This window comes from uncultured Aggregatibacter sp., from assembly GCF_901873365.1.
Classification (GTDB): domain Bacteria; phylum Pseudomonadota; class Gammaproteobacteria; order Enterobacterales; family Pasteurellaceae; genus Aggregatibacter.
The window spans coordinates 1-13,814 of sequence record NZ_CABFLM010000074.1; the positions used below are offsets into that span (position 1 = coordinate 1).

At 41.8% G+C, this 13,814-nt stretch carries 12 protein-coding genes; 7 read left to right on the plus strand and 5 right to left on the minus strand.

From position 1 onward, the window contains the following. The first annotated feature begins 485 nt into the window (after positions 1–485). A complete protein-coding gene (cra, locus tag QZ106_RS06690) occupies positions 486–1,472 on the plus strand; it encodes a catabolite repressor/activator (protein WP_295975836.1) in 987 nt (328 codons plus the stop codon). On the opposite strand, the gene QZ106_RS06695 is transcribed toward cra, so the two are convergent. After that, positions 1,456–2,169: an ElyC/SanA/YdcF family protein gene (locus QZ106_RS06695; protein WP_295975839.1), complete on the minus strand. Its 714-nt coding sequence runs from the start codon at positions 2,167–2,169 to the stop codon at positions 1,456–1,458. The two genes, cra and QZ106_RS06695, sit on opposite strands and share 17 nt — an antisense overlap. A gap of 181 nt (positions 2,170–2,350) precedes the next feature. Between QZ106_RS06695 and QZ106_RS06700 the strand changes: the two genes are divergently transcribed. The 3 genes from QZ106_RS06700 to QZ106_RS06710 all read left to right on the plus strand — a co-directional run bounded on the left by QZ106_RS06700 (position 2,351) and on the right by QZ106_RS06710 (position 5,336). Beyond that, positions 2,351–3,445: a homoserine O-acetyltransferase gene (locus tag QZ106_RS06700; protein WP_295975840.1), complete on the plus strand. Its 1,095-nt coding sequence runs from the start codon at positions 2,351–2,353 to the stop codon at positions 3,443–3,445. Positions 3,446–3,779: 334 nt separating this feature from the next. After that, positions 3,780–4,781, plus strand: a complete 1,002-nt coding sequence (gene purR, locus QZ106_RS06705; RefSeq protein WP_295975842.1) for an HTH-type transcriptional repressor PurR — start codon at positions 3,780–3,782, stop codon at positions 4,779–4,781. Between the two features lie 18 nt (positions 4,782–4,799). Next, a complete protein-coding gene (locus QZ106_RS06710; RefSeq protein ID WP_021615240.1) occupies positions 4,800–5,336 on the plus strand; it encodes an elongation factor P hydroxylase in 537 nt (178 codons plus the stop codon). An 80-nt stretch (positions 5,337–5,416) separates the two neighbouring features. On the opposite strand, the gene QZ106_RS06715 is transcribed toward QZ106_RS06710, so the two are convergent. Beyond that, entirely contained in the window at positions 5,417–5,725 is a 309-nt protein-coding gene (locus tag QZ106_RS06715) for an HI1450 family dsDNA-mimic protein (protein WP_295975844.1), read from the minus strand. 188 nt (positions 5,726–5,913) lie between these two features. Between QZ106_RS06715 and ttcA the strand changes: the two genes are divergently transcribed. Further along, a complete protein-coding gene (gene ttcA / locus QZ106_RS06720) occupies positions 5,914–6,846 on the plus strand; it encodes a tRNA 2-thiocytidine(32) synthetase TtcA (RefSeq protein WP_295975847.1) in 933 nt (310 codons plus the stop codon). A gap of 65 nt (positions 6,847–6,911) precedes the next feature. Here ttcA and folC read toward each other — a convergent pair whose 3' ends face one another. Together folC and accD are read right to left on the minus strand one after the other, a co-directional pair. Further along, positions 6,912–8,264: a bifunctional tetrahydrofolate synthase/dihydrofolate synthase gene (folC, locus tag QZ106_RS06725; RefSeq protein ID WP_295975848.1), complete on the minus strand. Its 1,353-nt coding sequence runs from the start codon at positions 8,262–8,264 to the stop codon at positions 6,912–6,914. 2 nt (positions 8,265–8,266) lie between these two features. Then, positions 8,267–9,154 (minus strand): acetyl-CoA carboxylase, carboxyltransferase subunit beta, encoded by an 888-nt coding sequence (gene accD, locus QZ106_RS06730; protein WP_295975849.1) that lies wholly within the window; start codon positions 9,152–9,154, stop codon positions 8,267–8,269. Between the two features lie 196 nt (positions 9,155–9,350). Between accD and QZ106_RS06735 the strand changes: the two genes are divergently transcribed. After that, the gene (locus QZ106_RS06735) at positions 9,351–10,301 is read left to right on the plus strand and encodes an alpha/beta hydrolase-fold protein (RefSeq protein WP_295975851.1); all 951 of its coding nucleotides are present in this window, start codon (positions 9,351–9,353) and stop codon (positions 10,299–10,301) included. A 593-nt stretch (positions 10,302–10,894) separates the two neighbouring features. Further along, positions 10,895–12,208, plus strand: a complete 1,314-nt coding sequence (locus QZ106_RS06740; protein ID WP_295975855.1) for a hemolysin family protein — start codon at positions 10,895–10,897, stop codon at positions 12,206–12,208. A 42-nt stretch (positions 12,209–12,250) separates the two neighbouring features. Here QZ106_RS06740 and QZ106_RS06745 read toward each other — a convergent pair whose 3' ends face one another. Then, positions 12,251–13,588 (minus strand): NAD(P)/FAD-dependent oxidoreductase, encoded by a 1,338-nt coding sequence (locus tag QZ106_RS06745; protein ID WP_295975853.1) that lies wholly within the window; start codon positions 13,586–13,588, stop codon positions 12,251–12,253. Positions 13,589–13,814 lie beyond the last annotated feature (226 nt).

Here is a 13,814-nt window from a genome sequence, read left to right on the forward strand (position 1 = left end):
CATCAAGATGCACGCTACGCAGGAAATCATAAATCGTAGCGTGCAACTTGTTGCACGAAATGAATAACGCGCTTGACGGTTGATAATACGTTGGTTGAAAAAATACCTCCAAAAATTACCGCACTTTAGTTCGTTCCGTGATTGATTCTGTCGTGCATCAAGATGCACGCTACGCAGGAAATCATGAATTACATATCGAGGTTAATCATTCGTGCAACAAGTTGCACGCTACGGGGTAAATAAAGTGCGGTCATTTTTTATAAAATTTTAAATGACCGATACGCGTTAAGACTGGCATTTTCCGTGATTTACACATAATTCTTGAGTTTTTTATAGGTTTTTCTGTCAAAAGGTGCAAAAATGAACCGCACTTTATAAAGCACTTCTAAAACTGTGATGGATGTCTGTTTTTTACATGCGCTAAAAGCGTAAACTCTACCTTACCCTATCAAATTCTCTATTTCTGACATTTATAAGGAGTTAATGTGAAATTAGATGAAATTGCCAAACTTGCCGGTGTCTCTTGCACAACGGTGAGCTATGTTGTAAACGGAAAAGCCAAGCAATACCGTGTGAGTGATAGCACTATCAAAAAAGTGGAAGCCTTAATTAAACAGTATGATTTTAAACCCAATGCAATGGCCGCCAGCCTGCGTGTAGGCAAAAGTAAAACCATCGGTTTAATTATTCCGGATTTTGAGAATATCAGTTATGCCAAAATTGCTAACAATTTAGAAAATCATTTAAGAGAAATCGGCTATCAATTACTGATATCTTGCTCTAACGATAAAGTTAAAAATGAAGAAGACTGCGTAAAACACTTGTTACAACGCCAAATTGATGCCTTGGTGGTCTCTTCCGCATTGCCTTACAACACAGATTTTTACCAGCACACCAACATTCCGGTGATCGGTTTTGATCGCCAAATTCTATCGCCCAATGTCGTAAATCTTTTAACGGACGATGAAGGCGATGCCTATCGGTTAAGCCATGAGCTATTCAAGCAAGCCAAACAACAACGCATTCTATTTTTTGGCGCATTACCTGAATTGCCCATCAGCCAAGCCCGCGAAAAAGGCTTTCGTCAGGCGTTAGACGGGAAAAACATTAACACAACCTATTTGTACACGGATAACTTCCATAAAAACCATGCGGCCACCGCATTTTCTCGTTGGTTAGATCAAAATGAATTACCAACCTCGATTTTTACTACCTCTTTTACGCTGTTAGAAGGTGTGTTATTGGTGTTATTACAGCGACAAGGTCATATTCCGCCTCAACTCATGATTGCAACCTTTGGGCATTTTGAAATGTTGGAATTATTGGAAAATGCCGTGATTTGCAGTGTGCAAGATTATGACAAAATATCGCGATCGTTGTTAAATCTTGCGTTGAATGCTCTCTCGAAAAAACATAAAAACACGGTGAACACAACGCCTTTAATGCGGAAAATCGTTAAGTATCACTGTTGATACTAGGAATGCTAAGTGGTGGGGGAAGCGGTTCCGGTTCTCCCAAAAAGTGCGGTTCTTTTTCGATGAGAATATCCCAAACCGCCTGTAGGCGTGCAAAAAACTCTCTGATTCTCACCCAAGAAGACACTTGCGGATAATCGGCGACAAAACAAATGGCGTCGATCTTGTGGAATTTCGCAATAAACAAGGCACGCTCACAATGGAACTTCTGCGAAATGATGGTAAAAGAATGTGCCTGAAAGACTTGATCGGCACGAACCACCGAATCCAATGTACGAAATCCGGCGAAATCTAAATAAATAAATTCCGGTGGCACGCCCATTCTTTTCAGATCTTTAAGCATCGTTCGTGGCTCATTGTATTGACGCGTGCGATTGTCTCCGCTTAACAATAAATAATCCACTTTTCTCGCTTCAAATAGACGTTGCGCCGCCAACAAGCGATTATGATAAAACAGATTCAATGCGTTATTGGCAAAGTACTTTGATGTGCCAAGCACTAAGCCGTAAGGGCGATTTGGGATTTTGGCAATATCGTAATAAATGTTCTCCCGAACATAATAACCAATCATGGCATCTACGATAATCAATAAAAAAACAGAAAACGCTACAAATCCACTCAAATAGCGCACGATTCGCTTAATGTGCAATCTGTCAAACAGGTTTTGTAACGTTTCTTTTAAAGCCAATTTCATTGATGTGATTCAGATAAAAATGATTATTAACAAAATAATCAAAACAACACGGAAATTCAAGCGTAATCTTTGTTTCTACAGACTTCAAAACTTCTAGATGTTTAGATGGCTAAATTTCCTTGACAAGCGCTAAGGCAAGCGGTAGTTTATGCGCCTATTCTTGATAACCCAAATGCCGGCAATGACAATTAAAACAACAACGCTTTTTACCCAGCAACCCTTAGATCTCCTTTTAGGTGGCCAACTTGATCATATTGATGTCGCCTACCAAACCTATGGTGAGCTCAATGCGGAGAAAAGCAATGCGGTATTGATTTGTCATGCATTAACCGGTGATGCCGAACCCTATTTTGCGAAAGAGCAACATCAAGAAGGCTGGTGGCAAAATTTTATGGGCGATGGTTTGGCATTAGACACCTCCCGTTATTTCTTTATTTGTTCGAATGTTCTCGGCGGCTGTAAAGGCACTACCGGCCCGGCTTCACTTAATCCGAAAACCAACCGTCCTTATGGCAGTCAATTTCCTTCTGTGATGGTGCAAGATTTAATCAAAGTGCAAAAAGCCTTGCTGGATACCCTCGAAATCCCACATTTACACGCCATTATTGGTGGCTCTTTCGGTGGTATGCAAGCCACTCAATGGGCGATTGATTACCCGGATTTTGTCTCTAATGTGGTCAATCTTTGCTCTTCTCTTTCTTTCAGCGCAGAAGCCATTGGATTTAATCATGTCATGCGACAAGCTGTCATTAACGATCCGCATTTCAACAATGGAGATTATTACGATGGCGAAAAACCGGAGAAAGGGCTCGCCATTGCGCGTATGCTGGGTATGCTCACTTATCGCACTGACATACAACTAAATAAAGCCTTTGGGCGCGCCACCAAAGCGGAGGGGAATTTACAGGGTGATTATTTCCAAGTGGAGTCCTATTTAAGTTATCAAGGGCAGAAATTTCTTGCCCGATTCGATGCCAATAGCTATTTGCATTTATTGCGCGCGTTAGATTTATACGATCCCAGCATCGGGTATGCCGATTTGAACACGGCACTTTCTCGCATCAAAGCCGCTTATACCCTCGTCGCGGTAGAAAACGATCAACTTTTTAAACTGCCGGAATTGCGTAAAAGTAAGCAATTATTAGAACAAAGTGGTGTGCGCTTGACGTATCATGAATTCGCCTCCGATTACGGGCATGATGCGTTTTTGGTGGACTACGCATTTTTTGAAAAGAAAATTCGCGACGGATTGGCTGGCGACGCCTTAAATACATAAAAAACAAACCGCACTTTAAGATGAAATCCGCTGAATTCCTCTTAAAGTGCGGTTTATTTTTCGTGATTTTCTGTCTAAAAAATTGATGTGGCCAAAATCACAACAACACTTAAAGACAACACAACCATCATCATGGCATAACCGAAAGTACCCATTTTTAACCTCGTTAATCATTGATCTAGTATGAAACTAGCCACATTTTAACAAAAAATTTACGCAAAACGCCAGCCTAATCTGAAAAAGTGTGACAAAGTACAAAATTTTGCCTTTCCACCCTTAACCAATCCCTCTTCCCTCTTTATAATAGCTCAAATTTTTTTTTACGGAGCAAATTATGGCAACGATCAAAGATGTCGCCAAAATGGCCGGCGTTTCCACCACCACCGTTTCGCACGTGATTAACAAAACCCGTTTCGTGGCGGAAGAAACCGAAAAATTAGTGCTACAAGCAATTCAAGATCTCAAGTATTCCCCAAGTGCGGTCGCGCGTAGCTTAAAAGTGAATACCACAAAATCCATCGGGATGATCGTGACCACCAGCGAAGCGCCTTATTTTGCGGAAATTATTCACGCCGTAGAAGAACATTGCTACCGCCAAGGGTATTCGCTCTTTCTGTGCAACACGCAAAATAACGCAGAAAAAATCCGCAATCATTTGGATATGCTTGCTCAAAAACGAGTGGATGGCATTTTAGTGATGTGTTCGGAGTATTTGCCGGATTCCTTGAATATATTAACTAACTTTGAAACCATTCCAATGGTTGTCATGGATTGGGGCCCGAATGTTGATACAGATATCATTCAAGACAACAGTTTTAATGGCGGTTATTTAGCCACTCAACATCTTATTGAAAATGGTCATAAACACATTGGGATTATTGCCGGTGAACTCTCCAAAACCACAGCAAAAACCCGTTACGAAGGCTTTGTGCACGCCATGCAAGAGGCTGGATTAACGATCAACCCAAATTGGGTGATGGAAGGTTTTTTTGAACCGGAAGACGGCTATGAATGCATGAACAAAATTTTACGGCAAGACACCTTGCCAACGGCTGTATTTTGTTGCAATGACGTCATGGCATTAGGTGCAATTTCCGCCATTGGCGAAAAAGGCTTGCGCGTGCCGGATGATATTTCGATCATTGGCTATGACAATATTCACTCCTCTCGTTTCTATTCGCCACCGCTGACGACCATCCACCAATCCAAATCCCGTTTGGGAGTGCAGGCAGTCAATTTGTTATTTGAGCGCATTAACCATAAATCCGAACAGCGGGAAACACTCGAAATCCACCCCGAACTGGTTATTCGCAAATCAGTAAAAAAAATCTCGTAAAGCTTTTGAGAGACAGACATGGAACATGACATTAACGATTTAATCGCGATTTTTAATCAATGTTTTGAACAAGAATACAACACGAAATTGGTTAAAGGTGGCGATGAACCCTTATATGTGCCGGCAAATGACACTTGCCCCTATAATGCCATCTATTTTGCTCGTGGTTTTTATAGCAGCGGGCTACATGAAATTGCCCATTGGTTAGTCGCCGGAAAAGAACGCCGCAAATTAGAGGATTTTGGCTATTGGTACGAACCGGATGGCAGAACGGAAGAACAGCAACGTTTATTTGAGCAGGTTGAAGTCAAACCACAAGCCTTAGAATGGATCCTTGCTACCGCGGCAAATTTTCGTTATTTTGCAAGCTCGGATAATCTCAATGGTCAGCCCGGCGACACCCAACCATTTAAACTCGCCGTTTATCGACAAGTACAACATTATGCCTCAGCAGGCTTGCCAAAACGCGCCGAAACACTTCGTCAAGCGCTGGCGAAATTCTATGGCACGGAAGATACCATTGACTTAGCCAAATTCGATGTCACCAAAATCTAACTCAGTGATTCTATCTCATTTTTAACCGCACTTTTACGCATTCTTCCCTTTCTTAAACCTAAAAGTGCAGTGTTTTTTCATTATTCTTTCCAGATAATATGATATTGACGATCCTTTTCTTCATGAGAAATCAGGAATTTGGCAAAAACGTCATCCATCACATCTTGCTCATTCACCAACCCAATCCACACTTCCGCATAAGCCTCAGGATCAATTAAAACCCCGATTTCCTCTTCCCAATTCTCCGCCGTTTCAACAAATTCAACCGCGCCTCGCTCTTCAAATTGAAGGTTAAACAACAGAATATCTGCCGGAGAAAGATTCTCCGGTGCCATTTCAAGGAAAATATCGTAAGCCATGTCAATGGCCATATCAGGATCAAGTTTCATTTGTTCAGTCCTATTTCAGTTTCATTAATAAAATTGAGAGGGATCATAGCATATTCTGCCCCAAGACCGGTCGTTTTCTTAATTTCTCACACCAAGTGCGGTGTGTTTTAAGATCGTTTTAATTCATTTATACAAACCTTAAGGCTTCGTATATAATGAGCCGCTTTCCAAATAACCGAATAAACACAATGAATACAGCAAACTCAATCGAAAAAAAACAAAATTACAATTTCAATAAATTACAAAAACGCCTGCGCCGCAATGTGGGCAATGCCATTGCCGATTTCAATATGATTGAAGAAGGCGACAAAGTGATGATATGCCTTTCCGGTGGGAAAGACAGCTATACCTTATTGGATATTTTGCTCAATCTACAACAAAACGCACCGGTCAATTTCGAGATCGTGGCGGTGAATTTAGACCAAAAACAACCGGGCTTTCCGGAACACGTTCTGCCGACATATTTACAAAAAATCGGTGTGGATTACAAAATTGTTGAAGAAAATACCTACGGCATCGTGAAAGAAAAAATCCCGGAAGGGAAAACCACTTGTTCTCTTTGTTCCCGTTTACGCCGTGGGATTTTATACCGTACAGCGACCGAACTTGGTGCCACAAAAATCGCATTAGGGCATCATCGCGATGATATGTTGGCGACGCTATTTTTGAACATGTTCTACGGCGGAAAATTAAAATCCATGCCGCCAAAATTGATTTCTGACGATGGTAAGCACATTGTGATTCGTCCGCTTGCCTATTGTAAAGAAAAAGACATTGAGAAATACGCCGTTGCGAAACAATTCCCAATCATTCCTTGTAACCTGTGCGGTTCACAGCCGAATTTGCAACGACAAGTGGTGAAAGACATGTTGAACACTTGGGATCGCCAATATCCGGGCCGTTTAGAAACCATGTTTAGCGCCATGCAAAACATTACCCTTTCACATTTATGTGATCCGAAATGCTTTGATTTTAAAGGGATAAAACAGGGGCAGTTATTTGATGGCATCGAAGGGGACACGGCATTTGATGAAGAAAAGATCACCCCGATGACATTTGACGATGACGATCAAGCTGATTTCAGTGAACAAGGCATGATTGCCTTTAAAGAAGTCAAATAAAAACACTATCAAACAAACGCAAAAAAATAGCACTGATATGCTTCTCAGTGCTATTTTTGTTTATATCACCTTGATGGCTGACTGAATGTCAAAAACTCACCTACGGTATGAAAAGAGCCAAAGACCAGCACGGTATCATTTTTATTCGCCATTTCTACCGCACTTTTCACGCCTTCTGCCACAGAATCGGCACTGCTGCCCTGCACTGTCAAATGCTGTTGTTCGGCAACTTGTCGCAAGGTGAGCAATAATGCTTTCCCCTCTTGCCCGCGATACCCCCCTAACGTGACGCAATGCCATTCATCCACCAGTGGAAGTAATGGCGTCAACACACCTGCCGCATCTTTATCTTTTAAAATCCCGCAAACGGCAATCAGTTTTCCCTGAGATTGGGCTTTAAGTGCGGTCAGTTTTTCTGCTAAATAACGTGCTGCGTGCGGATTATGCCCCACATCAATAATCATACGCGGTAGGTCTTCCACTTCGCGATCAACCATTTGCGCCAAATGCGTTAAGCTTTCCGGTTTCATGGTTTGAAAACGCCCGGTGAGTTCCACCTCAAGCAACGACTTTTTCACGATTTCTAGAGAAATCTCAAACGGCAATTTTTGTACTGCTGCAAGTGCTGTTGCGGCATTGGCTAAGGGAATGTGGCAAAGCGGTAAATCCGTGAGCAAATTCCACCGCACTTTTTCATCTTCATGCGTGGTTTGCCATGTCCAACCTAGTTCTTGTTGACTAAAGTCCCAACCAAGATGACGACAAAATAATTGACAACCTAATGTTTCCGCATGCGCCAACATGGTTTGTGGAATGTTAGGCTCGCCGATAATCACCGGTTTATTAGCGCGGAAAATTCCCGCTTTTTCAAAACCGATTTGATCGCGCGTAGAACCGAGGAAATCCGTATGATCAATGTCAATACTGGTAATGACTGCCATATCATTGTCCACGATATTCGTGGCATCCAAGCGACCACCCAGCCCCACTTCTAAAATCACCACATCCAATCTTGCCTGTTTAAACAAATGTAACGCAGACAGCGTGCTGAATTCAAAATATGTTAATGATTGCGTTTTGTTTTGCTCAATATACGCAAAAGACGCCGTGTGCTGTGCATCATCCAGCTCTTGATTCTGAATGCGAACACGTTCGTTATAACGTAACAGATGCGGTGAAGAATAGACGCCAACACGATAACCCGCATTCAATAAAATGGTTTCTAATAAACGGCAAGTGGTACCTTTGCCATTTGTACCGCCTACGGTAATCACGAAAGGTGCCGGCGTGAGCAAATCCAATGCTTGGGCGACAGATTTAATGCGTTCCAGCCCTAAATCAATCGCTTTAAAATGACTGTTTTCCAAATAAGAAAGCCACTCGTCGAGTGGCGAAGTGGCTTTTAAAATTGTGTTCATATTTATTCTTCTGTGATTAATTCGCTTTCCACAAAAGGAGATGGCTTATTCATCAGTTTGCTGACCAAACTTGCCAAGGTATTACGCATATCAGCACGTTTTACGATCATGTCGATTGCACCTTTTTCCAATAAAAATTCACTGCGTTGAAAACCTTCCGGCAATTTTTCACGCACGGTTTGTTCAATAACACGCGGACCGGCAAAACCGATTAAGGCTTTGGGTTCAGCAATGTTGATATCGCCCAACATCGCGAAACTTGCAGAAACGCCACCTAAGGTTGGATCCGTTAATACGGAAATGAATGGCACGCCTTTTTCACGCATTTTAGCCAACACGGCGCTGGTTTTTGCCATTTGCATGAGGGAGAACAAGGCTTCCTGCATACGTGCGCCACCACTGGCGGAGAAACAGACAAACGGGCAATTTTCTTCCATGGCTTTTTCTGCGGCTTTGACAAATTTCGCCCCCACCACAGACCCCATGGAGCCGCCCATAAAGCTAAAGTTAGAGGCTGCCGCCACGATCGGCATATTGTATAACGTACCGTAGAATGCAATTAACGCATCTTTTTCGCCGGTATCTTTCTGAGCGGCGGTAATACGATCTTTATATTTCTTCAAGTCTTTGAATTTCAAGATATCTTTCGGTTCTAACTCGGCGGCTAATTCTTGTACGCTGTCTTGATCCAATAAGCCCAATAAGCGTTCACGCGCATCAATACGCATATGGTGCCCGCATTTTGGGCAAACTTCCAAATGACGTTTTAATTCTTCACGATATAGCACCTGTTCGCATGAGGTGCATTTTGTCCACACACCTTCAGGTACATTGGCTTTGCGGGAAGAAGACGAAGTGCTTTTACTAAAAATTCTATCAATCCAGCTCATATTTAACCTTTTTCTCTTGATTAACAAAAAATTACGCGCTATTAGACCATAATTTTAAAAAATTTTATAGCAATTTATACTGATCTGATTAGTCATCAAGTGCGGTCATTTTTTCGGGTATTTTTATTTGATAAAAACATTAGAAAAACTGACCGCACTTTGCTACGCTAGCGCAAAAACTCACATAGGAACATGTATGAAACCGTTATTATTGGCACTCTCTTGTGGCGTATTCTTTAATCTTGCCGAGGGACATCAAGCAACTTCAATGGGCAATTTAAAACCGGCAATTCTCCCTAGTGCACAAGAATATGTGCTTCACAGCCAATTTACGAAAAAAGATTATCGCATTCAGGTGATGCCTGTTGGAGAAGTAAAGCATATCGGCTATTCCGTTCTCTACGTGTTGGACGGCGATGCCCTTTTCCCCGCGGCTGCCAGCATGGCACAAAACATGATGGCACGCTCACAAGAAACCAATGCCGTACCATTTTTAATCGTCGGCATCGGCTACCCGAATACTCAACTTCTTAATCCGGCAGAACGCGCACAAGATTATACGCCGCCGTCAGAAAGTTACGATGATACAGGCGATAAAACCAATAAAAAATTTGGTGGTGCGGAAAATTTTTATCGCTTTATTCAGGAAGAACTCGCGCCGGATTTGCATCGCCGTTTTTCAATTAACACGGCTCAACAAAACATTTTCGGGCATTCTTATGGTGGTCTATTTAGTTTATATAGTTTGTTTAATCACCCAAATGGGTTCCGCAACTATCTTATCGTCAGCCCTTCAGTATGGTGGAATCAGCAACGGATTTTGCAAGATTTACCTGCATTTTCCAAACGCCTACAAAAAATAAAAGAAAAAATTGGCGTGCGTTTTACCGTTGGAGAATATGAACAAAAATTGGCGCCCTATATGAAACAAGATCCCCAACGACAAAAGCAGTTAGATCAGCGCGCCATGGTGACGCAAGTCAATAATTTAGCGGAAAAACTGAATGGGCTGCCTAATGATAAGCTAGCGGTTGTGAGTAAAATTTATCCTGAAGAAACCCATATGACCAGTGTCATGCCGGCTTTATTAGAGGGGTTGAAGTGGCTTTATTCTCGCTGTAAAGCACAACAGGATTGTGAATTTTAAACACCAAAGTGCGGTCAAAAATGTTGTATTTTTTCACCGCACTTTGTCTTTATTTATAGCCAACCAAAGTCTGGTTATAAAAACTATACGCTATGCGTATGGAGTCCTTCCTCGTAGCGTGCAACTTGTTGCACGAATAATTAACCTCAATGCGTAATTCACGATTTCATGCGTAGCGCGTGCATCTTGATGCACGACGGAACCACGCACGGAACGTTATTTAACGCTTTCGGGCATTCATGATTTCGTGCAACAAGTTGCACGCTACGATTCACTAAAATAGTGATATGAAAATAAACACAGTGACCGGTTTTCACAAGCCTCTTTAGGGCTTGTGAAGTATAAGCCCTTATAGGGGAGCCTAAAAACCGAACGTTTTACGTGCAGATTATTATTCGTCCTTAATTCATTCTTATTTGCTTTATTTTTCTAATTGTGTACCTTTAAACGCTCTCTGCGAATGCCATTGAATATTTGTTACATCGATCTTCTCCGCCTAGGCTGACAAAACCCTAAACCGATTTCTTGTGCTTTATGATGTTGTGATAGAATGCAATCATTTCTCCCATTAGGTCAGAATGAGTAAAAATATGATGAGTTTATGGTCTGCTATTTTCATTTTAATTCTGCTGATTATTATCAGTGCTATCGTCTCCTCCGCTGAAATTTCCTTGGCGGGCGCACGTCGTATTAAATTGCAAAATATGGTGAACGAAGGTAACACCAAAGCGGCGTTGGTATTGAAATTACAAGAACAACCGGGACGTTTCATCACGGTTGTACAAATTGGCTTGAATATGGTTGCCGTGCTCGGCGGGGTGATTGGCGAAGCGACAATTCGTGTCTATTTACAAGCTTTCATTAATCAATACACGGATGCGCCTTGGGTGGAAAGTGCCGCTTCGTGGCTGGCGTTTATCATCGTCACGGCTTCTTTTATTTTATTCGCAGATTTAATGCCAAAACGCTTGGCGCTGCTCAATCCTGAAGCGATGGCGTTACGTACAGTGCGTATTATGCAAGTTTGCATTTTCCTGCTGAAGCCGATTGTTTGGATTTTCGACTCGTTAGCGAATGTCATTTTCCGTCTGTTTAAAATCTCTACGGTGCGGGTAGAAAGCATGACGCCGGAAGATATTGTCGCCGTGGTGGATGCCGGTGCCGAAGCCGGTGTGCTAAAAGCGCAAGAGCATTATTTGATTGAAAATATTTTCGATATGCAACAGCGCACAGTGACATCAACGATGACCACACGCGAAAACATTGTGTTTTTAGACCGCACTTTTAATCGCCAACAGGTGTTGGATACCCTAACAAAAAATTCGCACTCTAAATTAATTATTTGCGATAAAGGTTTAGATCACATTCTAGGCTATGTAGAATCGCACAGCTTGCTCACTTTATTCTTAAAAGAAGAACAAGTGCAGGTAACCGACCATCGCTTATTACGCAAACCGCTATTTGTACCGGATACCCTGTCTTTATATGAAGTGTTGGAGCTGTTTAAATCCACCGGCGAAGATTTTGCCATTATTGTGAATGAATATGCTCTGGTTGTGGGTATCGTAACGTTAAATGATGTGATGAGCATTGTAATGGGCGAATTAGTTTCCAATGAAGAAGAACAAATTATCCGCCGTGATGAAGATTCTTGGCTTATTGATGGTGCGACCCCGTTGGAAGATGTGAAACGCGCCTTGGATATTGAAGCCTTCCCGCATGACGAGAACTACGAAACGATCGCCGGTTTTATGATGTATATGCTACGCAAAATCCCGAAAAAAACGGATTTTGTATTGTTCGATCGCTACAAATTTGAAATTATCGACACCGAGAATTTTAAAATCGACCAACTGATGGTATCTTTTCGGAAGGATTTACCACAAGAAGAGACAACGATAAATTAGCCTGCCATTTCGCTGCAGGCTAATCTCAAAAAGTAACTTGAATTAATGAAGTTTTAAGGCTGGACGCAAGAAGCGATTTAAACGGCCGACCACAATAATTAAGCCGGTTTTAAAACACCCATGCAAAGCCGCTTGGTGCATACGATAAAGAGAAATATACATCCATTGCGCGATTTTTCCTTCAATGGTCATGGAAGAACCACCGGTTAATTTACCACCTAACGCACCAAATGCGGTAAATTCGGATAATGAAACCAATGAGCCTTTATCGTTATATTTAAATTCTTTTAGCGGCTTACCCTCAAATAAAGCGATGATATTTTTCGCACAGAACCCGGCCATTTGATGAGCAGCTTGCGCTTTCGGAGGAATAGGCGTGCCATCATCTTGCATAAAGAAACAGCAATCGCCCATAGCAAAAATCGTGTCGTCCTCCGTCGTTTGCAGGGTTTTCTTCACAACTAACTGATTAATGCGATTGATTTCCAAGCCATCAAAATTTTGGGTAATGGATGAAGTACGAATACCAGCCGACCACACCATTAAATCAGCCGGAATTTGACTCCCCTCTTTAGTGATCAAACATTTTTTATCTGCTTCGACAATCATGGTATTAGTTTTTACCTTTACACCCAACTTGCTTAGTTCTCCTGTCGCATCGTTAGAAATACGTTCAGGTAAAGCGGGTAAAATCCGAGGACCGGCCTCAATCAAGGTAACTTTTAAACGGCTACTGTCAATCTCACCATAACCATAGGAAGAAAGATGCTCTGCGGCATTATACAGCTCGGCTGACAGCTCAACACCCGTTGCACCGGCGCCCACAATTGCAATATTAATGTGACCATCCTCCGCTAATTGCTGCTTGCTTTCTTCTTCACCAATATCATCCAACGCTTGGTTTTCACGGAATTTAAGGAATAACTCTAACATTTTTTGTTGGAATCGCATTGCTTGTGCCGGGTTATCTAAAAAGATGCAATTCTCCGCAACACCTTTCGTGTTGAAATCATTCGATTTACTTCCGATAGCAATGACTAAATAATCGTAAGGAATACGACGAGAAACCACTATCATATCGCCGTCTTCACCATATACCGGTGCAAGTTCTACATATTTATGTTGACGATTTAACCCCACCATAGATCCTTGCTCAAAATAGAAATGATGATTATGCGCATGAGCACGATAACTCAACGCCTCAACCCCATCATCTAATGCTCCCGTCGCCAATTCGTGTAATAATGGTTTCCACAAATGCGTTTGATTCCGATCGATCAGTGTCACATTTGCACGCTTTTTACGACCCAATGTGTTTCCTAAATAAGTCGCCAGCTCCAAACCACCGGCTCCCCCACCGACAATAACGATGTTTTTCATATGTTTTTCCTAAATAAAGCCTCAATAAAAAATAAACTCAATTAAATTAACGCAATATACTGCTCGAAGTATTAAAGCAAAAATTATATTTTCACCTAGATTTATCTATCTTTAAAACTTAAATCACTCCTCATTCTCATTTTTCATAAAAGCCCAGAATACAACGAGTAAAAAAAAGTAAAATACATTTCCAGAATTATGCGCTAAAAATGCCTGAGTCATACAA

Coding starts and splice junctions, on each gene's coding strand:
- QZ106_RS06695 (WP_295975839.1), bottom strand. CDS start 2,169: ATGAAATTGGCTTTAAAAGAAACGTTACAAAACCTGTTTGACAGATTG.
- QZ106_RS06700 (WP_295975840.1), top strand. CDS start 2,351: ATGACAATTAAAACAACAACGCTTTTTACCCAGCAACCCTTAGATCTC.
- purR (WP_295975842.1), top strand. CDS start 3,780: ATGGCAACGATCAAAGATGTCGCCAAAATGGCCGGCGTTTCCACCACC.
- QZ106_RS06710 (WP_021615240.1), top strand. CDS start 4,800: ATGGAACATGACATTAACGATTTAATCGCGATTTTTAATCAATGTTTT.
- QZ106_RS06715 (WP_295975844.1), bottom strand. CDS start 5,725: ATGAAACTTGATCCTGATATGGCCATTGACATGGCTTACGATATTTTC.
- ttcA (WP_295975847.1), top strand. CDS start 5,914: ATGAATACAGCAAACTCAATCGAAAAAAAACAAAATTACAATTTCAAT.
- folC (WP_295975848.1), bottom strand. CDS start 8,264: ATGAACACAATTTTAAAAGCCACTTCGCCACTCGACGAGTGGCTTTCT.
- accD (WP_295975849.1), bottom strand. CDS start 9,154: ATGAGCTGGATTGATAGAATTTTTAGTAAAAGCACTTCGTCTTCTTCC.
- QZ106_RS06735 (WP_295975851.1), top strand. CDS start 9,351: ATGAAACCGTTATTATTGGCACTCTCTTGTGGCGTATTCTTTAATCTT.
- QZ106_RS06740 (WP_295975855.1), top strand. CDS start 10,895: ATGAGTTTATGGTCTGCTATTTTCATTTTAATTCTGCTGATTATTATC.
- QZ106_RS06745 (WP_295975853.1), bottom strand. CDS start 13,588: ATGAAAAACATCGTTATTGTCGGTGGGGGAGCCGGTGGTTTGGAGCTG.